This window comes from Klebsiella sp. 1SOBk5mer (assembly GCF_046603115.1).
Classification (GTDB): domain Bacteria; phylum Pseudomonadota; class Gammaproteobacteria; order Enterobacterales; family Enterobacteriaceae; genus Klebsiella; species Klebsiella quasipneumoniae.
The window spans coordinates 48,613-72,330 of the sequence record NZ_JBKIUU010000011.1 but is presented as its reverse complement, the minus strand read 5'-3'; the positions used below and the strand labels follow the sequence as shown (position 1 = coordinate 72,330).

General features: G+C 59.8%; 19 protein-coding genes and 1 riboswitch. Of the genes, 9 read left to right on the top strand and 10 right to left on the bottom strand.

Translation table 11 applies throughout. The features are described from left to right. Positions 1–49 precede the first annotated feature (49 nt). A complete protein-coding gene (locus ACLH1U_RS20895) occupies positions 50–685 on the top strand; it encodes a helix-turn-helix domain-containing protein (RefSeq protein WP_032453493.1) in 636 nt (211 codons plus the stop codon). 65 nt (positions 686–750) lie between these two features. On the opposite strand, the gene ACLH1U_RS20890 is transcribed toward ACLH1U_RS20895, so the two are convergent. Continuing rightward, positions 751–2,727 carry an alkyl/aryl-sulfatase gene (locus ACLH1U_RS20890; RefSeq protein ID WP_411299440.1) on the bottom strand — a complete coding sequence of 659 codons (1,977 nt, stop codon included), beginning with the start codon at positions 2,725–2,727 and terminating at the stop codon, positions 751–753. A gap of 239 nt (positions 2,728–2,966) precedes the next feature. After that, positions 2,967–3,064, top strand: a riboswitch (TPP riboswitch). A 34-nt stretch (positions 3,065–3,098) separates the two neighbouring features. Between ACLH1U_RS20890 and thiM the strand changes: the two genes are divergently transcribed. From thiM to fbaB, 3 genes are all read left to right on the top strand, one after another. Then, positions 3,099–3,872 carry a hydroxyethylthiazole kinase gene (gene thiM, locus ACLH1U_RS20885; protein WP_072420675.1) on the top strand — a complete coding sequence of 258 codons (774 nt, stop codon included), beginning with the start codon at positions 3,099–3,101 and terminating at the stop codon, positions 3,870–3,872. After that, the gene (gene thiD / locus ACLH1U_RS20880; RefSeq protein ID WP_009307429.1) at positions 3,869–4,669 is read left to right on the top strand and encodes a bifunctional hydroxymethylpyrimidine kinase/phosphomethylpyrimidine kinase; all 801 of its coding nucleotides are present in this window, start codon (positions 3,869–3,871) and stop codon (positions 4,667–4,669) included. The genes thiM and thiD overlap by 4 nt, the downstream gene beginning before the upstream one ends. A gap of 147 nt (positions 4,670–4,816) precedes the next feature. Then, entirely contained in the window at positions 4,817–5,869 is a 1,053-nt protein-coding gene (fbaB, locus tag ACLH1U_RS20875) for a class I fructose-bisphosphate aldolase (RefSeq protein WP_004201578.1), read from the top strand. A 60-nt stretch (positions 5,870–5,929) separates the two neighbouring features. Here fbaB and ACLH1U_RS20870 read toward each other — a convergent pair whose 3' ends face one another. From ACLH1U_RS20870 to ACLH1U_RS20860, 3 genes are all read right to left on the bottom strand, one after another. After that, positions 5,930–7,213: an RbtT/DalT/CsbX family MFS transporter gene (locus tag ACLH1U_RS20870; RefSeq protein WP_032453488.1), complete on the bottom strand. Its 1,284-nt coding sequence runs from the start codon at positions 7,211–7,213 to the stop codon at positions 5,930–5,932. A gap of 81 nt (positions 7,214–7,294) precedes the next feature. Then, on the bottom strand, positions 7,295–8,902 hold the full coding sequence (locus ACLH1U_RS20865) for an FGGY-family carbohydrate kinase (protein ID WP_217220756.1): 1,608 nt from the start codon (positions 8,900–8,902) through the stop codon (positions 7,295–7,297). Between the two features lie 27 nt (positions 8,903–8,929). Further along, positions 8,930–9,679 carry an SDR family oxidoreductase gene (locus ACLH1U_RS20860; RefSeq protein ID WP_004180592.1) on the bottom strand — a complete coding sequence of 250 codons (750 nt, stop codon included), beginning with the start codon at positions 9,677–9,679 and terminating at the stop codon, positions 8,930–8,932. A 255-nt stretch (positions 9,680–9,934) separates the two neighbouring features. Here ACLH1U_RS20860 and ACLH1U_RS20855 point away from each other — a divergent pair, with 255 nt between their 5' ends. Further along, complete coding sequence (locus ACLH1U_RS20855; RefSeq protein ID WP_032453485.1) at positions 9,935–10,936, top strand: substrate-binding domain-containing protein; 1,002 nt, start codon at positions 9,935–9,937, stop codon at positions 10,934–10,936. A gap of 21 nt (positions 10,937–10,957) precedes the next feature. Here the strand turns inward: ACLH1U_RS20855 and ACLH1U_RS20850 are convergent, their stop codons facing one another. Continuing rightward, a complete protein-coding gene (locus ACLH1U_RS20850) occupies positions 10,958–11,899 on the bottom strand; it encodes a sugar-binding transcriptional regulator (RefSeq protein ID WP_032453484.1) in 942 nt (313 codons plus the stop codon). A 206-nt stretch (positions 11,900–12,105) separates the two neighbouring features. Between ACLH1U_RS20850 and dalD the strand changes: the two genes are divergently transcribed. The 4 genes from dalD (at position 12,106) to ACLH1U_RS20830 (ending at position 17,004) form a co-directional block, all read left to right on the top strand. Continuing rightward, the gene (gene dalD / locus ACLH1U_RS20845; protein ID WP_032453483.1) at positions 12,106–13,473 is read left to right on the top strand and encodes a D-arabinitol 4-dehydrogenase; all 1,368 of its coding nucleotides are present in this window, start codon (positions 12,106–12,108) and stop codon (positions 13,471–13,473) included. A 9-nt stretch (positions 13,474–13,482) separates the two neighbouring features. Beyond that, a complete protein-coding gene (xylB, locus tag ACLH1U_RS20840) occupies positions 13,483–14,946 on the top strand; it encodes a xylulokinase (RefSeq protein ID WP_121935863.1) in 1,464 nt (487 codons plus the stop codon). Positions 14,947–15,015: 69 nt separating this feature from the next. Further along, on the top strand, positions 15,016–16,293 hold the full coding sequence (gene dalT / locus ACLH1U_RS20835; protein ID WP_032453479.1) for a D-arabinitol transporter: 1,278 nt from the start codon (positions 15,016–15,018) through the stop codon (positions 16,291–16,293). Positions 16,294–16,341: 48 nt separating this feature from the next. Then, entirely contained in the window at positions 16,342–17,004 is a 663-nt protein-coding gene (locus tag ACLH1U_RS20830) for an HAD family hydrolase (RefSeq protein ID WP_411299444.1), read from the top strand. A 264-nt stretch (positions 17,005–17,268) separates the two neighbouring features. Here ACLH1U_RS20830 and yegS read toward each other — a convergent pair whose 3' ends face one another. From yegS to ACLH1U_RS20805, 5 genes are all read right to left on the bottom strand, one after another. After that, positions 17,269–18,165, bottom strand: a complete 897-nt coding sequence (gene yegS, locus ACLH1U_RS20825; protein WP_072413722.1) for a lipid kinase YegS — start codon at positions 18,163–18,165, stop codon at positions 17,269–17,271. Positions 18,166–18,407: 242 nt separating this feature from the next. Further along, a complete protein-coding gene (gene yegQ / locus ACLH1U_RS20820) occupies positions 18,408–19,769 on the bottom strand; it encodes a tRNA 5-hydroxyuridine modification protein YegQ (protein WP_032428934.1) in 1,362 nt (453 codons plus the stop codon). A gap of 320 nt (positions 19,770–20,089) precedes the next feature. Next, positions 20,090–20,812: a two-component system response regulator BaeR gene (baeR, locus tag ACLH1U_RS20815; RefSeq protein ID WP_023290397.1), complete on the bottom strand. Its 723-nt coding sequence runs from the start codon at positions 20,810–20,812 to the stop codon at positions 20,090–20,092. After that, positions 20,809–22,305: a two-component system sensor histidine kinase BaeS gene (gene baeS / locus ACLH1U_RS20810; RefSeq protein ID WP_411299436.1), complete on the bottom strand. Its 1,497-nt coding sequence runs from the start codon at positions 22,303–22,305 to the stop codon at positions 20,809–20,811. Before baeS ends, baeR begins: the two co-directional genes overlap by 4 nt. After that, positions 22,302–23,717, bottom strand: coding sequence for an MFS transporter (locus ACLH1U_RS20805; RefSeq protein ID WP_023290395.1), 1,416 nt, complete (start codon positions 23,715–23,717; stop codon positions 22,302–22,304). Before ACLH1U_RS20805 ends, baeS begins: the two co-directional genes overlap by 4 nt. Between the last annotated feature and the right edge of the window lies 1 nt (position 23,718).

The window sequence follows — 23,718 nt, the reverse complement described above, 5'->3', positions numbered from 1 at the left end:
CAGGCGAGGACTGCTATACTGTCGCTAACGGCGCAGGCGAGGGCAGAGAATGAATTTCCAGGAAATACATAGTTATTATAAGACGTTAGCCATAGCCGACTTTTTTGCCGATATCCTCGTGGAAGGTGAAGAGGTTATTCTCGCCGCCAATAAAAAATGGTGCCCGCAACCGGGGTATATTTATTTTTGCACCGAGGGTTCGCTATCCATATTAATGCCGGATGATGGGTTGAATATCGGTAATACTATTGAGCATATGCCGATTGGCCTGATGGAACGGTATTGCCCGCTGGCGAAATTTGAATATACCGGAAGCGCAACCGTGACGCTGCGTAAAATTTCCTACGCCACTTTTGATCGCCTTTTTATTGCTACCCACCCGCAGCGCGTTGAGGCGCTGGCGCAGGTGTTGGTGTTCATGAGTATCTTTACCATCGACCTGCACAATGAACGTCGCCAGGTCACCAGCTACCAGACGATTCGTCCGATGCTGTATCGCTATTTGTATCGGCAGCATACGCATGAGGGTGAAAATGAGGGGCTGGCGTTATTTATCATCCGGCGTACGAATCTTTCGCGCACTCATGTGTTTCGCGTGCTGGCGGACTTAAAGGCGGGGGGATATATCACGATGAAACGTGGCAAACTGATCTCTATCGATCGACCGCTGCCTGCGGAGTACTGACCGGGCAGGAGAGGGTAACAAGGCGGGATCACCGCCTTGTTACCATGATAGCCGTCAGCGAATCATTACGGCGTCACGATGTTAAACCAGAAGTCAAACGGGTCCATATAGCCTAACATTTCATCGAGTTTAGCCCCGTTACCGCTGATTTTAACTTCCCCCTTATCTTCCGCCTGCTTCAGGGTCTCTTCTTTGAGAATGATTTTATTGAGGGTAGCGCGATCCAGCGTCAGGGTGGCATCCGCCTCTTTGGCTTGCGCATTGGCGGTGTGGTTCAGCACACCGTTTTCCAGTTCCAGTTTATATTTACCGCCGTCATTGCCCAGATCGATATTGAAGACCGACTTCGCATTGCCCGCTTTTTCGCCATTAATATGGACCGCCAGATAATCAAAGAACATTTCCGGGGTCATGGCGCGGACGGTGTCCGGGCTGGCGGTGTTCGGGGTCGGACCTTTCACCACGCCATTGCGCAGTTCCTGGGCGCCGGTAAGGTAGAAGTTACGCCACGGGCCGGACTCCGCCTGATAGCCTAATTGCTCCAGGGCATCGGCTTCCAGATGACGCGCCTGCTGGTTGTTAGGGTCGGCGAAGACGACTTTGCTCACCACCTGGGCAACCCAGCGGTAGTTACCCTGGTCGTAATCCTCTTTCGCTTTCTTCAGGATGGCATCCGCGCCGCCCATGTACTCGACGAACTTCTTCGCCGCTTCTTCCGGCGGCAGTTCGTCAAGGGTGGCCGGGTTGCCGTCGAACCAGCCGAGATACAGCACGTAGGTGGCCTTCACATCGTGGCTGACCGAGCCGTAGTAGCCGCGGTTAGCCCAGGTATTGGCGAGGCCGTCCGGCAGCTTAAAGTTAGCGGCGATTTCATCGCGGGTCAGGCCTTCGTTAGCCATCCGCAGGGTCTGGTCGTTGATGTAACGATACAGGTCACGCTGACTCTTCAGCAGGTTAACCACGTTCTCGTTGCCCCAGGTCGGCCAGTGGTGCTGGGCCATTATGATCTCAGCCTTATCGCCCCAGCGAACGATCGCCTGGTTGATATATTTCGACCACGGCAGCGGCTCACGGATCTTCGCCCCGCGCAGCGAGTAGGTGTTATGCAGGGTGTGGGTGACATCCTCTGCGGATTCGATCAATTTCTTCTCTTCGATATACCACAGCATTTCTGACGGCGCTTCGGAGCCTGGCGCCAGCATGAAGTCATAGGTCAGGCCGTCGATCACCTCTTTCTGGCCATCCTTATCAATGATGTTGGTTGGCGCAATCAGGGTGACGGTGCCTGCCGAGGTGGTAGTCCCCAGGCCCGCGCCCACCTGGCCTTTAGCGTCCGGCTTCAGCAGGTTGCCGTACATATAGCTGGCGCGGCGGCTCATGACGTTCCCGGCCATGATATTTTCCGCCACCGCCGCTTCCATAAAGCCAGACGGCGCGTAGATTTTTACTTTACCCGCTTTGACGTCGGCTTCATCAACCACGCCGCGCACGCCGCCGTAGTGGTCAACGTGGCTGTGGGTGTAGATCACCGCGACGACCGGTTTTTTACCCCGGTTCTTATAGTAGAGATCCATGCCGACTTTGGCGGTTTCAGCCGAGACCAGCGGGTCTACGACGGTGATCCCCTCTTTACCCTCAATGATTGTCATATTGGAGAGATCGAGGTTGCGGATCTGGTAGACCCCGTCGGTGACTTCAAACAGGCCGCTGATGTTGATCAGCTGCGACTGACGCCACAGGCTCGGGTTTACGGTTTCTGGCGCTTTTTCCCCTTTTTTAATGAAGGCGTACTGGCCCGGATCCCAGATGACATTGCCCTGTTCGCCTTTGATGACCTCTGGCGGCAGGGCGGCAATAAAGCCTTTATGCGCATTGGTGAAATCGGTGTTATCGGAGAAGGGGAGTTGGTTGTAGAGGGCATCGTTTGCTTTTTTGGTCGCTTCGGTTGCCTCTTTGGCTGACGTATCTGCCCAGGCGGCGAAAGCGAGACTACTCAACATGCCCGCTAACGCTAACCCTTTCACTATTGGGGTTAATTTCATTGCAATCCTCATTTATTGCATGGTTCGTTCGGTTTTACCGATTTAACGCAGGTGACTGTTTGTTACAGATTTTTTAAATATAACCACACATTTACATTCATCCAGTTTTGCTTGCAAAAAACACATTTTTAATCAGAAATTACGCCTTTTGTATTAGCTGGCGAACGGGGAAAAAAAGCCGGTCAGCTTGTGTTACACCGCCACATTTCGTACCCTGCTTCAGGAAAAAGTTGTACCGCTTTTATGACTCGGGGTGCCCTTCTTAAATGAAGGCTGAGAAATACCCGTACCACCTGATCTGGATAATGCCAGCGTAGGGAAGTCAGAGACCGCAGGGTCATTGCTTCTACCTCGTCTGGCGGGAGCAAACCATGCCTGAGCTGTTGAATCCCGCGCCTGTCGCGCACCTGCGCCATCTGCTGCGCGCCCATTCCCCCCTTGTGCACTGCATGACCAATGACGTGGTGCAGACCTTTACCGCCAATGTTCTGCTGGCCGTCGGCGCCTCGCCGGCGATGGTGATCGATCCCCGCGAAGCGGCGCAGTTCGCCGCCATCGCCGATGCGCTGTTAATCAACGTCGGCACCCTGACCGAAGATCGCGCAGTGGCCATGCGTGCCGCAGTGGAGCAGGCCCGCCAGGCCGGCAAGCCCTGGACGCTGGATCCGGTGGCGGTCGGCGCCCTGACCGTGCGCACGGCCTTTTGTCACGCGCTGCTGGCCTTCCAGCCGGCGGCCATTCGCGGCAATGCCTCCGAAATTCTGGCGCTGGCCGGGATGAGCGCCGGCGGGCGCGGGGTGGATACCACCGATACGGCCGCCGCGGCGCTGCCGGCGGCCCAGGCGCTGGCTCGTCAGTTGACCTCCGTCGTGGCGGTCACCGGTGAGGTGGATTACGTCACCGACGGCGAGCGGGTGCTCAGCGTGGCGGGCGGCAGTGCGCTGATGACCCGGGTGGTGGGCACCGGCTGCGCGCTGTCGGCGGTGGTGGCGGCGAGCGCGGCGCTGCCGGGAGACCGGCTGGAAAACGTGGCCGCCGCCTGCGGGCTCATGAAGCAGGCCGGGGAAATCGCTGCCCGTCACGGGGGGCCCGGGAGCTTTGTTCCGGCGTTTCTTGACGCGCTGTATCAGGAGGTGCGCGCATGAAACGCATCAATGCTCTGACCATCGCCGGCACCGATCCCAGCGGCGGGGCCGGTATCCAGGCCGATCTGAAAACCTTCTCCGCGCTGGGGGCCTACGGCTGCTCGGCGATCACCGCCCTGGTGGCGCAGAACACCCGCGGCGTGCAGTCGGTCTATCGTATTGAACCGGACTTTGTGGCGGCGCAGCTCGATTCGGTGTTCAGCGATGTGCGCATCGATACCACCAAAATCGGCATGCTGGCGGAAACCGATATTGTGGAAGCCGTGGCCGAGCGGCTGGCGCGCTACCGGGTGGCCAACGTGGTGCTGGATACCGTCATGCTGGCGAAAAGCGGCGATCCGCTGCTGTCGGCCTCGGCGGTGGAGACCCTGCGTCAACGATTGTTGCCGCAGGTGTCGCTGATCACCCCGAACCTGCCGGAAGCGGCCGCCCTGCTCGATGCTCCCCATGCGCGCAACGAGCGCGAAATGCTGGAGCAGGGGCGGGCGCTGCTGGCGCTGGGCTGCGGCGCGGTATTGATGAAGGGCGGCCATCTCGACGATGCCGAGAGCCCGGACTGGCTCTTCACCCGCGAAGGGGAACAGCGATTTACCGCGCCGCGAGTACAGACCAAAAACACGCACGGCACCGGCTGCACGCTCTCGGCGGCGCTGGCGGCGCTGCGTCCGCGTCACGCCGACTGGGCGGCCACCGTTACCGAGGCCAAGGCCTGGCTGTCGGCGGCCCTGGCGCAGGCCGACTCCCTGGAGGTGGGCCACGGCATCGGGCCGGTGCACCATTTCCATGCCTGGTGGTAAATGGCAGCGTAACGGGACAGCAGAATCTCCTGAAAAAATGCCCTCCCGGCTGGAAAATAGGCTAAGTCGGTACCAGGCTTAACCTGCCCAAAATAATTGGGTTGGGATAATGCATGCCGGCTCCGGCCGGCCTTACGGGAGATTGCTATGACTGATATTACGCAGTTGCTGGGCAAAGATGCCGAGAGCCTTTTGCAGCACCGTTGTATAACCATTCCGGCCGACCAGCTGTATCTGCCTGGCGCAGATTATGTTGATCGGGTGATGGTGGATAACAACCGGCCGCCGGCGGTGCTACGCAATATGCAAACCCTGTACAACACCGGACGACTGGGGGGGACCGGCTACCTGTCCATTCTGCCGGTCGACCAGGGCGTGGAGCACTCGGCGGGGGCCTCCTTCGCCGCCAACCCGCTGTACTTTGATCCGAAAAATATCGTCGAGCTGGCGATCGAAGCCGGCTGTAACTGCGTGGCGTCGACCTACGGCGTGCTGGCCTCGGTGTCGCGCCGTTACGCGCATCGTATTCCTTTCCTGGTGAAGCTCAACCATAACGAAACGCTGAGCTACCCCACCGAGTACGACCAGACCCTCTACGCCAGCGTTGAGCAGGCGTTCAATATGGGGGCGGTGGCCGTGGGCGCGACGATCTATTTCGGCTCGGAACAATCGCGTCGTCAGATAGAAGAGATCTCTGCGGCCTTTGAGCGGGCCCATGAGCTGGGCCTGGTCACCGTGCTGTGGGCCTATCTGCGCAATTCGGCATTCAAGAAAGACGGTGTCGACTACCATGTTTCCGCTGACCTGACCGGTCAGGCCAACCACCTGGCGGCCACCATCGGCGCCGATATCGTCAAGCAAAAGATGGCGGAGAATAACGGCGGCTACAAAGCGGTTAACTTCGGCTATACCGACGACCGGGTGTACAGCAAACTGACCAGCGATAACCCCATCGATCTGGTGCGCTACCAGCTGGCCAACTGCTACATGGGCCGCGCCGGGCTGATTAACTCCGGTGGCGCGGCGGGCGGGGAGACCGACCTTGCCGACGCGGTGCGCACCGCGGTGATCAATAAACGCGCCGGCGGCATGGGGCTGATCCTTGGCCGCAAAGCGTTTAAGAAATCGATGGCCGACGGCGTGAAGCTGATCAATGCCGTGCAGGATGTCTATCTGGACGGCAAAGTGACTATCGCCTAAGGCGAAAATCCGGGCGTCACCGCCCGGATTGCTCGTTGTTCATAGCAGATGTCGGGTTTATTAAGACTCCGCCGCGTTGGCGGTAAACGGTTTCGCACTCTGAGCGCGGGTAATGCCAGGCTGTTCAACGCGGATTAACGGGCACAGGAAGAAGGCCAGAATATATAAGGCGGTATAGGCAATCACCACCCCGATGGTGCTGAAATAGGGCAGCAGCACCACGGCGATCGCCGGCGCCAGAAAGTTCGACAGCCCGGCAGACAGGTTATAGACCGAAATCGCCGCGCCTTTATGGTTCGGCTCCAGCGCCGGGAACACCGCCGCCATCGGCACGAACGCGGCGACGAAAATACCCAGGGCAATAGCCGGCACCAGCGCCATCGCAAAGCTGTGGCCAAAGTGCTGAGGGATGTAGTAAAACGCCAGGCTGGAAAGCGCCATCCCGATGCAGCCGAACCAGCGAATCACCTTCATCCAGCCCATTTTCTCCGCCACGATCCCCCAGAAAACGTTCGAAAAGATGGTGGTAAAGAAGAAGGCCGCCCACACCTGGAGCCACTCCGAGGTGGTAAAGCCCAGCTCATCAACGAACATCATCGGCATAATCACCGCAAAACCAAACAGCGACAGGGTGTTAATAATGCGCACGATGCTGGAGAACAGGATGCTGCGGTTGGTATAGATCAGCGTCGCGGCGCGCCCCAGTTCGGCGAGTTTTTCGCGAGTGGTCAGGTTCTGCATATGGCGCGGCGTTTCGGTATGACGCATCGACACCAGCGCAATGATGCCGCCGGCGGCACAGAAGACCAGCGCCAGCCACAGGGTGCCCATTTCGCCAATGTGGGGAATGGTGAAGCTCGGAATATAGCTGCCGAACACGCCGATACCCACGGAGTAGACCGCCCAGAACCAGCCCAGCGCAGAGCTGGAACTGTCGCTGCGAACGTTGTGGATAATGGCGACGATAAATGAGTAGAGGAACAGCGGGTAGGCCAGGCCGCGAATGCCATAAAACAGCAGGATCAGCGCATAGTTGGCGCGACCGAGACCGAAGACGAGGAACAGCACGTGGAATACACACCACAGCACGAAGCCGATCATCATGGCCTTGCGCGGGGTGATGATTTCCGCCACCACGCCGGAAATCCACGCCGACAGGGCGGCGGCCAGACCGTAAAGCGTAAAGGCAAAGGAAGCCTGCGCCGGGGTAAATCCGAGTGTTTTGATGTAGTGCGACAGAAAAGCCAGCTCAAAGCCGTCGCCGGTCATAAACACGGCGATGGCGACATATCCCCAGATGAGGTTGAGCGGTAGACCATACCACTGTTTGTTATTAACGGACATGTTGACCTCGATTTCAGAGTGCAGATGAGTGTCTCCGCTGCACAGCAGCGGAGCATTATTGTTATTAAAAAAAGAGGGATGTTATTCGCGAATCAGCCTGCCGGCCTGTTGTAGCGCCTTATAGGCCTCATATCTGCGCTGATGTAACGAGCTAAACGCAGTCTCGCTGTGATAGGTGGCATCCACCTGAGTGAATTGCTTCATGGCCTCCGGCAGCGAAGCCGCGACTCTGCCCGCCACCGCGCCGAGGATGGCGGAGCCTAACAGCACCGGCTCGCTGCTGACGGTGCTCACGACGCTAACGCCGCAGGCGTCGGCCAGCAGCTGACGCACCAGCGGATGCTGTCCGGCCCCGCCGCTGATGACGATATTTTCACTCTCAATCCCGCAGGCGCGCTGGGCGTCGAGGATCTGTCGCAGGCCATAGCCAATCCCGCATAATCCGGCAACGTACAGCGCGGTCAGGTTATCCAGGTCCCGCTCCATCCCCAGCCCGGCAATCAGCGCTTTCGCGTGTGGGTCGGCAAGCGGCGCGCGGTTACCGAGAAATTCGGGCACCACGTGCAGACCGGCGGCCAGCGTTACCGCCTCAGAAGGCGAAGCCGTCTGCGCCAGTACGCGATCCGCCAGCCAGACCGGCAGAGGGACGCCCGCCGCTTTCGCCTCCTCGCGAGCCTCCGCCGCCGCCGGATGGAAGCTCAGCAGCTGGTCGATAGCCGCGCCGGCGGCGCTTTGGCCGCCTTCAATCAGCCAGTAGCCAGGCACCATCGCCGAATAGTATGGGCCCCAGACGCCGGGGACGAACACCGCTTCCTCAGTGGTGGTCATGGTGCAGGAGGAGGTGCCGAAGACGTAGGCCATATTGTTGACCGCGCCGTTAAGTACCCCGACGGTGCCGATGCCGCCCGCGTGGGCGTCAATCATCCCCACCGCCACCGGCGTACCGATCGGCAGGCCCATCTCTTCCGCCGCCGTGGCACAAAGACCGTCGCCGCAGGGGGTTCCAGGTTCGACAATCCGTTGGCCGATGCGGACAAAATCTTCATCCGCCAGCTCTTCGAGGCCAATCTGGCGGAAGTAGCCGGCATCCCAGCGTTGTTCATGCGCCAGGTAGGTCCATTTACAGGTCACAGTGCAGACCGAGCGGGCTTCATCGCCGGTTGAGCGCCAGGTAAGGTAATCAGCGAGGTCGAAGAAGTGGCGCGCCTGCTGATAGATGTGCGGGCGATTCTCCTTCAACCACAGAATTTTCGGCGTTTCCATCTCCGGCGAAATTTTGCCGCCAACGTACTGCAGCACCGGGTGGCCCGTCGCGTTGATCTTTTCCGCCTGCCCGGTGGCGCGATGATCCATCCAGACGATAATATTGCGGTCCGGATCGTCCGAAGGCCCGACCGCCAGCGGCGCGTCGTTATCGCCAATCACCACCAGCGAACAGGTGGCATCGAAGCCGATCCCGGCGATCGATGACGGCGGGACGCCGGCGCTGGCCACGGCGGTTTTAATGCAGTAGCACACCGCCTGCCAGATCTCACGGCTCGACTGCTCCACCCTGTTTCCGGCGCTGCGAAAGAGGGTAATTTCCCGGGTCGCGTGGGCGAGAAGCTCGCCACGCAGATTGAATACCCCGGCGCGCACACTGCCCGAACCGACATCCACACCAATAATGTTTTGCGTATCGTTTTGCATCACATCCTCTCACAGGCTGGTTACGGATCAGAGATCCACGCTGTTCGGCAGGATCACAATGTCGCGTACGGTGACGTTTTTCGAACGCGTCACCATAAACAGCACTGACTCCGCCACTTCAATCGGTTGCATCAAACTGCCGTTGGCCAGCGCTTCATCCATTTTGGCTTTTGGCCAGTCGTCCAGCAGAGCGGTCACCACCGGGCCCGGTAGTACGGCGCCGACGCGCACGCCATACTGCGCCACCTGGCGACGAGTCGTATGTACAAACGCCTGCACGGCGAATTTCGACGCGGTATAGACAGGCTCCCAGATCACCGGCACCACGCCCGCGATGGAGCTGGTGAAAATAATATCCCCGGATTTTTGCGCGATCAGATGCGGCAGGACGCTGCGCACGCAGCGGAAGGCGGCGTTGATGTTGAGGTGCAGCACGCGGTCCCAGACGTCCGGGTCGCCCTCGGCCACCGGCCCGCCGATATAGGCCCCGGCGTTGGCGTGGAAGATATCGAGACGCCCGGTGAGCTGCAAAATGCCCTGCAGAAGGTTATCGACCTGGTCCGCCTGCATCAGATCCACCTGCAGAGCGAAGGCGTTTTCGCCAAGTTCGGCGACCAGTTTGTTGAGCTTTTCGCCTTCGCGGTCGATAAGCACCACTTTTGCGCCAGCTCCCAGCAGGGTCCTCGCGCACTCGAGGCCGATACCGGACGCCGCGCCGGTGATCGCGGCGACTTTACCGCTGAGGGAAGTATTCATAGAGGAGACAGAGTGGTTCATTTTATAATCCTTTGCCGTGTCTGGTTGCAACTATCGAACCCGAGGGCATCGCGTTCGAGGTGATGGACAAAAACATGGTAACCTATTGAATATCAGCATCATTATTCAGGCTTGCTGGCATGTTAAGGCGGTATGCGCGCGTACTTCCTGGCGTGAAATGGATGCTCAATCGATGAAGCTATGTTGCTCTAGCTTCATCGATTGAGCAAGTGGGGAAATTAACAGCGACATGATTTTGTGACGCAAGTTGGAAAAATGAAGAAGATAACGATTTACGACCTGGCGGAGCTTTCCGGCGTTTCGGCGAGCGCGGTGAGCGCAATCCTCAACGGCAACTGGAAAAAACGCCGCATCAGCGCAAAGCTTGCCGAAAAGGTGACACGGATTGCTGAGGAGCAGGGCTATGCGATTAACCGCCAGGCCAGCATGCTGCGCAGTAAAAAATCACACGTCATTGGCATGATTATCCCCAAATACGATAACCGCTACTTCGGCTCCGTCGCCGAACGCTTTGAGGAGATGGCCCGCGAGCGTGGCCTGCTGCCGATTATCACCTGTACGCGTCGAAGCCCGGATCTGGAGCTCGAAGCGGTAAAAGCGATGCTCTCCTGGCAGGTTGACTGGGTGATCGCGACCGGGGCGACCAATCCGGATAAAATTTCCGCGCTGTGCCAGCAGGCGGGCGTGCCCACGATCAATCTCGACCTGCCGGGGTCTCTCTCTCCGTCGGTGATTTCAGATAACTACGGCGGCGCGAAAGCGCTGACCCACAAGATCCTCGCTAACAGCGCCCGCCGTCGGGGAGAGCTGGCGCCGCTGACCTTCATCGGCGGGCGCAGCAACGACCATAACACCAGCGAGCGCTTACGCGGCTTTCACGATGCGCATCACGAGCAGGGGCTGCGCGTGCCGCAGGCGAATATTCTGGCTCCCGGCTATTCGAAAGGTCACGTTGAGGCCTGCCTGCAGGAGCGGTTTGGCAGCGCGAAGACGCTATTGCAGGGGATATTTGTTAACTCGACGATATCTCTCGAAGGGGTTGTGCGCTGGCTGTCGCAGGTGGGGCTGACCGGCAGCGAGCAGCCGCCGATGGGCTGCTTCGACTGGGATCCGTTTGTCTATCTGCTGGGGCACGATATCGACATGGTGCAGCAGGACGTACCGGCGATGCTGGACGCTGTTTTTTCGATTATTGACGCCGGCGAAGCCAGCCAGCAGCGGATTGAAATTCCGCCGCGATTGATGAGCAGTAGCTGAGTCGCCGTCTGCTGATTGCCGTTAGCGCGTCAGCAGCCAGCGCGCGGTATGTTCATCGGTCACCAGACCGTTGATCCAGCCGCCTTTAAGGGCGGCCAGGATCGCCGGTCGTTTGTATTCTCCACAGGCCGCGGCAATCCGCGGGCAGTGGTTCTGGCGGATATCATAGCTGGTGATCATGCGGTTGATCTCGCTGTCTACCACCTCGCCTTCTGCATCGATAAACCGCCCGAGGATCTCCCCGATGCCGCCGCGGGCGGTCAGCTCATCCATCTGCGCCTGATTGATAAAGCCGTCTTTAAAGATGGGACTTTGCGTGCCCAGCGGACCAATGCCGACAAAAATGACGTCCGCCTCCCGGGCGACGCCAGAGACGCTGCGAAATAAGCGATTGGTGCACCACATCTCATACTCATCTGCGGTCTGGGCGTAGCGCGGCGCAGGCCACTGATAGTACTTGGCCTTAATTTTGCGGGTGAGCAGCAGGGGCACGTCATCGTAATAGTTGCACTGCCCGTCGGCGTCCATGGCGCTGATCAGCGCCACGCAGCGGGTGTTCAGGCTGTCGAAATCGATGCGCTGCAGCGCTTTTTTCAGGGTCAGGCCTGAGCCCAGGCCGATGATTTTCTCTTTATCATCCTGCAGATAGCGAGCCATCAGCTGATAGCAACCAAACGATACGCTGTCGAGGGTACTCTCTTCGCTAAAGGCGGGGACCACATTGCATTCGATAAGCCGGTACTTTTCCTGCAACAACTGCGCATAATCGAGGCAGTTCGCCACCGGATGGTGCAGATTAATCGACACAATCCCTTCTTCTTTCGCGGCGGCGATCAGCCGTTGCACCACCGGTCTGGAGGTGCCCAACTGGCTGGCGATCTCGCTCTGATTCTGGCCGGCGATGTAGTACATCCATGCGGCACGCACCTTCTGATCCAACCGGATATCGTCTTCTTTACTCATGGTTTCCCGCCCTAAATTGCTGGCCAGGGCACGCAATTGGCCCGGCGAATATCCGCATTCTCGCCGTGGTTGCCATAACTGGCAAGCTTTTGCTCTTTAATGGTCATTTGTAATTTAAGTGGGTAATTGCTCTTTTGTGATCCGTGGCTCTTATTTTGGTCAAATGATCAATTACAGTGGCGCCATCCACTCAAGGAGAGCAGAACATGAACAATCAATTCACATGGCTTCATATCGGTCTGGGTTCTTTTCATCGCGCGCATCAGGCGTGGTATCTGCATCGTCTGATCGCTTCCGGCGATAAGCGCTGGCGCATCGCGGCGGGCAATATTCGCAACGACGCCGAGCAGGTGGTGCAGGCGCTGGCGGCGCAGGGCGGACGTTACGTCCTGGAGACCGTCAGCCCGGAAGGGGCGCGTGAATATGAAGAGATCACCTCAATTCAGAAACTGCTGCCGTGGCAGGCCGGGCTGCAGCCGCTGATTAACGAAGGGGCCAACCCGCAAACCAAAGTTATCGCCTTTACCGTGACGGAAGGGGGGTACTACCTGAATACCCGCCATCAGTTGGAAACCAGCAACCCCGATCTGCAGGCTGACCTGAAAGGCGAATGCAAAACTATTTACGGCACCCTCGCGCGAATTCTGGAAAAGCGCATGGCGGACAACGCCGGGCCGCTGACCCTGCTTAACTGCGACAACGTGCGTCATAACGGCGAGCGCTTCCACGACGGGATGGTGGAGTTCCTGCAACTCACCGGCAAACAGGCGGTGATTGACTGGATGGCGGCCAATACCACCTGTCCGAACACCATGGTGGACCGCATCACCCCGCGTCCGGCGGCCGATCTGCCGGCCCGTATCAAAGCGCAAACCGGCATTGACGATAAGGCGCCGGTCATGGGCGAGACCTTTATCCAGTGGGTGGTAGAGAACAACTTCCGCGATGCCCGCCCGAACCTGGAAGCGGTCGGCGTGGAGATGGTCGAGTCGGTTATCCCGTATGAAGAGGCGAAAATCCGCATCCTGAACGCGTCGCACAGCTGCATTGCGTGGGCGGGGACCTTAATCGGCCAGCAGTATATTCACGAAAGCACGCTCACCGATGTTATCTACGCCATTGCCGACCGCTACGTCACGGAAGATGTGATCCCATGCCTGGGCGATAACGGTATTGATTTGCCGACCTACCGCGATGTGGTGCTCAAGCGCTTTACCAACCCGCATATCCAGGACACCAACCAGCGCGTCGCCGCCGACGGCTTCTCGAAAATTCCGGCGATGATCGCCCCAACCCTGCAGGAGTGCTATCAGCGCAGCGTCCGCCCGGAAGCGACCGCCATGCTGCCGGCGCTGTTCTTCGTCTTTATGGAGCAGTGGCATAAGGGAACCCTGCCGTATCAGTACCAGGATGGCATCCTGGATGAGCAGGCGGTGCATGAGATGTATGAGGCTCAGGATCCGCTGGCTGTCTTCGCCCGTGATAAAGCCCTGTTTGGTGACCTGGCCGACAACGCGGATTTCCTGGCGCTGATGCGCGAGAAAGTCGCCGCCGTTTACACGCTGATTAAATAAGAGGTGGCTATGTATCTGGGTATCGATCTTGGCACATCGGAAGTCAAAGCGCTGGTCATTGATGAGAACAATCAGGTTATCGCCAGCCATAGCGCGCCGCTGAGCATTCAGCGGCCTCATCCGCACTGGTCAGAACAATCACCGGAGTTATGGTGGGAGGCGACGGAGTATCTGATGGCCACGCTGCGGGAAAAATGCGCCCAGCACTGGCCGGCCGTCAAGGCGATTGGCCTCTCCGGACAGATGCACGGCGCGGTGTTGCTGGATGAAAAGGGGGAGACGATCCGTCCGGCCATTCTGTGGAACGACACCCGCTGCGCCGCAGAGTGCGCGGAGCTGGAGGAGATGGCGCCGGAGCTGCATCAGGTGGCGGGCAACCTGGCGATGCCCGGCTTTACCGCGCCGAAGCTGCTGTGGGTGCGTCGTCACGAGCCGCAAAACTTTCAGCGCACCGACACGGTGCTGCTGCCGAAGGATTATCTGCGCTACCGGATGACCGGGAAGAAAGTCTCCGATATGTCGGACGCCGCCGGGACGCTGTGGCTGGACGTGGCGAAGCGCGACTGGTCCGATGCGCTGCTGGACAAGTGCGGTCTGTCGCGCAGCCAGATGCCGACGCTGGTGGAAGGCTGCGAGGTTTCCGCCACCCTTGATCCGAAAGTGGCCGAACGCTGGGGGCTGAACGCCTCGGTGGTGGTGGCCGGGGGCGGCGGCGATAACGCGGTCAGCGCCATTGGCGTCGGCGCGGTCTCGCCGGGGGACGCGTTTATTTCGCTCGGCACCTCAGGGGTGCTGTTTGTGGTGACCGACGCCTATCGTCCGGCGCCGCAGTCGGCGGTCCATGCGTTTTGTCACGTTCTGCCGAACCTGTGGCATCAGATGAGCGTGATGCTCAGCGCCGCCAGCTGTTTACAGTGGTTCTGCCGCCTGACCGGCACCACGGAGGTGGCGCTGCTGGCGGAGATTGCCGAGCTAAGCGAGGAGGAGAAAGCCAACGCGCCGTTCTTCCTGCCCTATCTCTCCGGGGAACGTACCCCGCATAACGATCCTGACGCTCGCGGCATGTTCTGGGGTATGACCCACTCCAGCCTGCGCGCCCAGCTCGGCTACGCGGTGCTGGAGGGGGTGAGCTTTGGCATCAACGACGGCCTGCAGGTATTGAAAGAGAGCGGGACGCCGATCGCGCAGTGCTCGCTGGTGGGCGGGGGCGCCCGCAGTCCGTTCTGGGCCCAGCTGCTGGCCGATATTCTCGCTATGCCGGTGGTGACCCACAAAGGCGGAGAGACCGGCGGCGCGCTGGGCGCGGCGCGGCTGGCCTGCCTGGCGGCGGGCAAACCGGTTGCCGCGGTATGTGAAAAACCGGAAGTGTGGCAGACCTGGCGTGCGGATCCCGTTCGCCACCACACCCTGATGCAACGCTACGCGCAGTTTAAGGCCCTGTATTTAAACGATCTGCACTATCGGAAGCATTAATTTTTATCACCATAACCGCTCCGGTGAACTAACCGGAGCGGCCTCCTGTACCCTGAAAACGAGGTCATTATGTCTATCAATAATAAACAGTGGCTCGGTTTACCCCTGAACCTGCTCTGGGGATACATCGCCATTGCCGTATTTATGACCGGCGACGGTTTTGAATTAGCCTTTCTCTCGCACTATATCAAAGCGCTCGGATTCTCCCCGGCGGAGGCCTCCTTTGCCTTTACCCTCTATGGCCTGGCCGCCGCGCTGTCGGCATGGATCTCCGGCGTGGTGGCGGAAATTATTACGCCGCTGAAAACCATGATGATTGGCTTCGTGCTGTGGTGCGTATTCCACGTGCTGTTCCTCGTTTTCGGCCTCGGTCACGCCAACTATGCGCTGATCCTGGTTTTCTACGGCATTCGCGGCTTCGCGTATCCGCTATTCCTCTACTCGTTTATCGTGGCGATTGTCCATAACGTCAAAAGCGACAACGCCAGCTCGGCCATCGGCTGGTTCTGGGCGGTCTATTCCATCGGCATCGGCGTCTTCGGCAGCTATATTCCGAGTTTCACCATTCCGCACATTGGCGAAATGGGCACCCTGTGGCTGGCGCTGGCCTTCTGCGTTACCGGGGGCGTGATTGCTCTGGCTTCCCTGCGCCATATTAAAACGCCGCAGCATATGCAGAACCTGACCACCCGCGAGAAGTTTGCCGAGCTGGGCCGCGCCGCGACGCTACTCTATACCAACCGCAATATTCTGCTGTCGAGCATGGTCAGGATCATCAATACCCTCTCGCTGTTCGGCTTTGCGGTGATTATGCCGATGATGTTCGTCGATGAGCTGGGCTTTAGCACCTCGGAATGGCTCCAGGTGTGGGCGGTCTTCTTCTTCACCACCATTTTCTCTAACGTGCTGTGGGGCATTCTGGGCGAAAAACTGGGCTGGATGAAGGTGGTGCGCTGGTTTGGCTGCATCGGGATGGCGCTCTCCAGCCTGGCGTTTTACTACATCCCTCAGCACTTTGGCCACAGCTTTGCGATGGCGCTGATCCCGGCCATCGCCCTGGGGATCTTTGTCGCCGCCTTCGTGCCGCTGGCCGCCGTGTTCCCGGCGCTGGAGCCGAAGCACAAAGGCGCGGCGATTTCGGTGTATAACCTGTCGGCGGGGATGTCGAATTTTCTCGCCCCGGCGATCGCCGTGGTGCTGCTGCCGTTCTTCAGCACCATTGGGGTCGTCATCGCCTATACCGCATTGTACGTGGTGGCCTTTTTCCTCTGTGCGTTTATCCGCGTCGAGCAGCCGGGATTTTCCCACAAGGAAGCGCCGGCCAGCGAGCAGGTGGAGTTCTCTTAAGGTGATGCGGCTGGCATGCCAGGCATGCCAGCCTTAATGAGGTGAATGATGAGTATTCAGGCAGTGATTTTTGACATGGATGGCGTGATTATTGATTCCGAAAGCCTGTGGCGGCAGGCGCAAATCGACGCCCTCGCGCAGTGGGGGGCAACGGCGAGCGTCGAGGAGTGTGAAACGCTGACCAAAGGCAAACGCCTCGATGAGATCGCCGGCACCTGGTGCCGCTATTTTCAGCTTAACCTTGCCCCGTCGCTGCTGGAAGACGCCATATTGCAGCGCATTACCGGCCTGATCGCCGCCGAAGGCGAGCCGATGCGCGGGGTGCATGAGGCGTTACGCTATTTTCGCCATGCCGGTTATAACATTGCGCTCGCGACCTCCTCGTCCCGCCAGGTTATCGCCGCCGTGCTGAACAAGCTCTCGCTGTGGCACTATTTTGACGTGATCTCCAGCGCGGATGATGAAGCACAGGGCAAGCCGCATCCGGCGGTTTATCTGACGACGTTGGATAAGCTTAATCTCGACGCCAGCCGTTGCCTGGTGATCGAAGACAGCTTCAACGGTTTTAGCGCGGCCCGGGCGGCGGGGATTGCCACGATAGTGATTGCCGAAGATAGCCAGCACGCGCGTTTTCAGGCCGCCGTGGGCCGCTACCGGGCGCTGCCTGAACTGCTGGAAGTCCTCACCGCCGAGCCAGAGGCGGCGGTTTAAGTAACCATTTGTGGGCGCAGACATTCCCGGGATGTAGCTGGTCGGTTAATCTCTTCTCTGCGCTCACGCCCCATTTATAGCTTTTATCCGCGGGAGAGGGGCAGGGGGCTGCGCCGAACCGGTGTTTTGCCGGGTGGCGGCTGACGCCTGACCCGGCCTACATTGACCCACCCGGCTGGCGCGGCGCTTATCCGTGCTGCATGAGAGCCGCGGACCACAGGCCCGGCAAGCGCAGCGCCGCCGGGCGATGGGCGCCTGTCCGCGTCAGCGCAACAGCGGGCAGTCGGGCGGCAGCCGGCAGCGCAGGGCTGCCGGTAACAGCTCCATGCGGAAAGTTTTGCCGGTCAGCGGTTCGCCGTCGAGGTTAAACGTCATCTCATGAGGGGCGGTGATCTCAAACCACGAGGAGACGCCGTCGACAATATTCGGCGAGTTTTCCGGATTCGCCAGGGTGCTGAAGAGGGCAGGGATCAGCTCTTCGCCGGTGAAAATGCGCAGATGCAGCAGGCCGTCGTTAATCAACGCCTCCGGACACAGCTGCTGGCCGCCGCCCGCCTGGCGGCCGTTGCCGATGCCGATGACCAGCGCATCACCCTGCCAGTGAAAGTTCTCTCCGCGGATCTCGCAGCGGTCCGGCTTCAGGGTATCCATGCGCATCAGGCCGTGGATTAAATAAGAGACACCGCCGAGCGCGGCTTTGAGTTTTTCCGGCGTTTCGGTGGTGATCCGGGTGCCGAACCCGCCGGTCGCCATATTAATAAAGCCGGTCTTATCATTAACCCGGGCGATATCTATCGGCACATCGCGGCCGACGATCGCCAGCTTCAGGGCGCTGGCCAGATCCTGCGGAATACCGACGCTGGTGGCGAAGTCGTTGGCCGTGCCCAGCGGTAAAATCCCCAGCGCTATCCTGCTGCCGCGCTCCACCAGCGCCGTCGCCACTTCATTAATGGTGCCGTCGCCGCCGCCGGCGATCACCGTTTCAACGTTCAGCTGCAGGGCTTCATCGATAAACCGTACGGCATCGCCCTTTTCCCAGGTGACGCGGACGTGGATATCGATCCCTTCGTCGCGCAAAAGGTTAACCGCCTCGCGTAGCTGCGGTTCATTGGCACCTTTGCCGTTAAGGATCAGTAAGCTGGCAGTAAACGTAGACATCATCAAGGGAACCTTTATTGCTCAATGTTGCATAAAGTGTACCGCATGACGCCAGCGAAGGCCGGAGGAGAGACAAAAAAATAAGCCCGCGTAAGGGAGATTACGCAGGCTAAGGAGGTGGTTCCTGGTACAACTAGCATTTATGGGTTATGTTTTTCAGCGAAATGGATGATACCTGTTTCGATCGAAACGGTATGTGATCCGATTCTAATATCCTTACATCGTGAAAAAATAACGCAAATTAACTAGTTACCGTGCGGATTTCTGGTTGTCTGACCAGTAAAGTTGCGCATCAGCAGCGCATACTGCAGGGGCAGGTCATCCGGTACAGGCAACCATACGGTATAGCCGTCGCCCGGGGCCACCGGCATGGCTTCGCCTTTGCCATTTTCCATCTGCTCGAGGGTGAAGTTGACGTTACCCTGCGGGGTCATCAGTTCGAGACTGTCGCCAACGCTGAACTTATTTTTGACCGCCACAGCCGCCAGCGGGCCGTTACGCTCCCCGGTAAATTCGCCGACAAACTGCTGGCGCTCGGAGAGGGAGTAGCCGTACTCGTAGTTCTGATAATCGTCATGGGTATGGCGGCGCAGGAAGCCTTCGGTGTACCCGCGATGGGCCAGCCCTTCCAGCGTTTCCAGCAGGCTGGTATCGAACGGTTTGCCGGCGGCAGCGTCGTCGATCGCCTTGCGGTAAACCTGAGCGGTGCGCGCGCAGTAATAGAAGGATTTGGTGCGGCCTTCGATCTTCAGCGAGTGAACGCCCATCTGGGTCAGACGCTCAACGTGGGCGATAGCCCGCAGATCTTTCGAGTTCATGATGTAGGTGCCGTGCTCGTCCTCGAAGGCGGTCATGTACTCGCCCGGGCGTTTGGCTTCCTCGATCATAAAGACTTTATCGGTCGGCGCGCCGATGCCGAGGGTTGGCTCCACGGTCTGCACCGGGATCGGCTCATATTTGTGGACGATGTTGCCGACGTCGTCCTCTTTGCCTTCCGCCACGTTATATTCCCAGCGGCAGGCGTTGGTGCAGGTGCCCTGGTTCGGGTCGCGTTTGTTGATATACCCGGAGAGCAGGCAGCGGCCGGAGTAGGCCATGCACAGCGCGCCGTGGACGAAAATCTCAATTTCCATCTCCGGCACCTGGCGGCGAATTTCTTCGATTTCATCCAGCGACAGTTCACGCGACAGGATCACGCGGGTCAGCCCCATCTGCTGCCAGAATTTGACCGTCGCCCAGTTGACGGCGTTGGCCTGCACCGAAAGATGGATCGGCATATCCGGAAAGTTTTCCCGCACCAGCATGATTAAACCCGGATCGGACATGATCAGCGCGTCCGGACCCATCTCCACCACCGGCTTCAGATCGCGAATAAACGTTTTCAGCTTGGCGTTATGCGGGGCGATGTTGACCACCACATAGAATTTTTTACCCAGCGCGTGGGCTTCATTGATGCCGAGCTGCAGATTTTCGTGATTGAATTCGTTGTTACGCACGCGCAGCGAGTAGCGCGGCTGGCCGGCATAAACGGCATCGGCGCCATAGGCGAAAGCGTAACGCATATTCTTCAGCGTTCCCGCCGGGGAAAGGAGTTCTGGTTTAAACATGGTGTTCTCGTTCTGATGACAGGTCAGATTCGCCGCACCCGGTGCGGCGAGTTGGGGGAGTGTCCCCACATTAAGGGCGGGCATTGTAGCGCCGCGGCGAAGGGGAGTAAATATCAGTTGGGTATCTTTCAGCATGGCTAATTTGTTTGCCATTTTGAACCTGGGCAGTGCTCATACTGACAGCACTAATAACGCCTGGTGGGATAGGCTCTATGGAATTCCCCCGGGTTGCGGCGTAAACGCCTTACCCGGGCTACGGATTGCAGAGGGCGGTGAACGTGTAGCCCGGCTAAGCGCAGCGCGAGCCGGGAAAAGGCTAACTACGCCAGCCGGCAGGCGTCCGCTTCCCAGCGGTAGCCAACCCCGTATACGGCGCGGATAAACGATTGTTCGGCGTCCAGCGCCTCCAGCTTGCGCCGCAGGTTCTTGATGTGGCTGTCGATGGTGCGGTCGGTCACTACCCGATAGTCGTCATACAGATGGTTGAGCAACTGTTCGCGGGAGAAGACCTTCCCTGGCTCCTGGGAGAGGGTTTTCAGCAGCCGGAACTCGGCGGGGGTGAGGTCCAGCAGCTTGTCGCGCCACGAGGCCTGAAAACGCCCCTCGTCGACAATCAGCGGGCTCTGGGCGTCCAGCGCCTGCAGGTCGCGCTGCGGCTTGCAGCGGCGGAGAATGGTTTTCACCCGGGCGACCACTTCCCGCGGGCTGTAGGGCTTGCAGATATAGTCGTCGGCGCCGATCTCCAGCCCCAGCAGGCGGTCGATCTCTTCGATTTTCGCCGTCACCATCACCACCGGAACGTCGGAGAAGCGGCGGATTTCCCGGCACAGCGTCAGGCCGTCGGTGCCGGGCAGCATCAGATCCAGCAGGATTAGATCCGGCGGGGTCTGCCGAACGTAGGGCAGGACCTTGTCGCCATGGTTAATCAGCGTAGGCGCATAGCCGGCGGCCTGCAGATAATCAATCAGCAGCTGGCCGAGCTTGGGTTCATCTTCCACGATCAGAATGCGCGGGGTGTTTTCATCTACAGGCAATTCAGTCATACGTCTCTCGGTAAATCATGTTTCAGAGGTAACTCAACTTTAATGCTAACCCCGCCAAAAGGCGAATGGTCGGCGCGCAGGGCGCCGCCGTGGGCCGCTACGATATTGAGGCAAATCGCCAGCCCGAGGCCAGAGCCGCCGCTGGCGCGGTTGCGCGATCCTTCCGCCCGATAAAAGCGTTCGCACAGGCGGGCCAGCTGCTCATCGCTGACCCCGGGGGCGCTGTCGGCGAAGTCGATCACCAGCATCCGTCCGCTGCGGCGGGCGGTAATGTGCAGGCTGCCGCCGCTGTCGGTATAGCGCAGGCTGTTCTCCAGCAGATTGTTGAAGAGCTGCATCAGGCGGTCGCGGTCGCCGAAGATCATCGCCTGCTCCGGGAGCGACACCTGAATGCTCAGCTGCCGGCCGGCGAAGCGCTCGCGAAACGCGCCTGCGGCCACCTCCAGCAGGGTGATGATATCCAGCGAGGTTTTCTGGTAGGCCAGCGCGCCCTCATCGGACATCGACAGCTGGTGAAGGTCGTCCACCAGCTTGGTGAGGGTGGCGACCTCGGCCTGCAGGGAGGGAATGGACTCAGGGGTAAACCGTCGGACCCCGTCCTGAATCGCCTCCAGTTCGCCGCGCAGCACCGCCAGCGGGGTACGCAGTTCATGGGAGATGTCGGCCATCAGATCGCGACGCATCTGCTGGTTGCGCTCCAGGGTGCTGGCGAGCTGGTTAAAATCCTGCGCCAGGCGGCCGAGCTCATCGCCGCCGGTCACCGTCACGCGGGTGGAAAAGTCGCCCGCCGCCAGCTTATGGGTGCCTTCCACCAGCCGCTTCACCGGCGCCAGCAGGCCGCGGGCCAGCGGGAAGGTGGCCAGCGCGGCAAGCAGGGTGGCAAGGGCAACGATCAGCCAGCTGGTGCGCTTCTGCTGCCGGTCGAAGTTAATGTCGGTATTGCGGGTTAGCCGCTCCACCGGCGAGGCGATCACTCTCCCTACCTCCACGCCGTTGACCAAAATGCTGCGCTGGCTGCCGTCCTCCGGCACGCGCTCGCGGGGGCCCACCAGCACGCGGCCAGACTGATCGACCACCCAGAACATGGTGCGCCAGCCGTGGGGCGGCATTTCCGGCCTCGGGCGCGGGCCGTCAGGGGGGCCATCCGGCGGCGGCCCGTCCGGACCGGCGTCCGGCGCGTCTATCGCCCCCGGCTTCATGGCGTGCCCCGGCGGCGAGCGGTCGTCATTATCCCGTTCGAAGGTGCGCAGCAGCTGGAAGATAAAGCGGTCGTTGTTGCGCAGAAACGCCCAGCTGCCGTGCTGGGCATACTGCTCGCTCAGCGCGTCGCTGAGCATGGTTAACCGCTGCTCATTGCCGCGCTTGATGTAATCGATAAACCCGCGTTCGAAACTGATACGCACCGCCCAGTGCATGCTGATCAGCAGCACGATGCAGGTGGCGAAAATAGCGAGGAACAGCTTACCGGTAATGCCCGGGCGCCAAAATTTCACGATCCACTCCTGTTGCGTCGACGAATGACGGTATTACTGCCGACGTCATCCGGTACCCGGGAAAAGATGAGCGCTGGCAGGGCGATGATCGCCGCCATGCTCAGATAGGTATAGAGAAAGACCTGATGGGTGCCGGCGGCGTCGAGGCTCAGATGCTGCTGGCCGTACAGCCCCAGCAGCAGCCCGGCGATGGTCACGCCAATACTCATCGACAACTGCATCACCATCGACAGCAGACTGTTGCCGCTGCTGGCCAGATCGTCGGGGAGATCTTTCAGGGTCAGGGTATTCATCGAGGAGAAGCGGCTGGCGTTGATCATCCCCTGCAGAAACAGGATCAGCGGCAGCACGTAATACCAGCCCGCCAGTGCGCTAAACATAAACAGCAGGCTGACCGCCGCCAGGCCCAGAGTGCTGGCGACCAGCACCCGACGATAGCCGAAGCGGTTGACCACCTGGACCACGATCCGCTTCATCCCCATGCTGCCGAGCACCATCGGGATCATCATCAGCCCGGCGTGAAAGGGGCTAAAGCCGAGGCCGATCTGTAGAAACACCGGGGTCATAAACGGCAGCATGCCGCTGCCGATGCGCCCGGCGAAGCTGCCGCCGAGGCCAAGGGAGAAGGTGCGGTTGCGAAACAGGTTGAGGCTGAACAGCGCCCGGGCGTTACCGCGGGCATGCCACAGGTACAGCAGCAGGGCGGCGAGGCCGATGGCCACCAGTCCCGCCAGCCAGCGTGTCGATATGCCGAGCCCTTTCTGGCCGTCCAGGGCCAGGGTCAGGGTCGCCATCCCGGCCGCCAGCAGCACAAAGCCGGCGAGATCGAAGCGCCGGGTCTGCATGGTGTAGTTGGGCATCAGGCAGAGGGTGGCGATGGCCCCGACGATCCCCACCGGGATGTTAATAAGGAAGATCCAGTGCCAGGAGGCGTACTCCACCAGCACCCCGCCCAGCGCCGGGCCGAGCAGGGGGCCGACCTGCCCCGGCAGGGTAACGAAGGTCATCGCCGCCATGTACTGATCGCGCGGGACGATCTTCATCACCGTCAGGCGGCCGACCGGCACCATCATTGCGCCGCCGACCCCCTGCAGCACCCGGGCCATCACCAGCTGGTCGAGGGTGCTGGCCTGGGCGCAAAACAGCGATCCGGCGGTAAACAGCACGATGGCGGTAAAGAAAATATTGCGCACCCCGACCCGGTCGGCCAGCCAGCCGCTGGCCGGGAGCATCACCGCCACCGTCAGGACATAGGAGACGATGATCATATGCATATGCAGCGGACTCTCCCCGAGGCTTTTGGCCATCGAGGGGAGGGCGGTGTTGACGATGGTGGTGTCCAGCGACTGCATAAAGAAGCCGAACGCCACTATCCATAGCTGCCAGCGCACGCTGGCCGGGAGGTCTGTCATC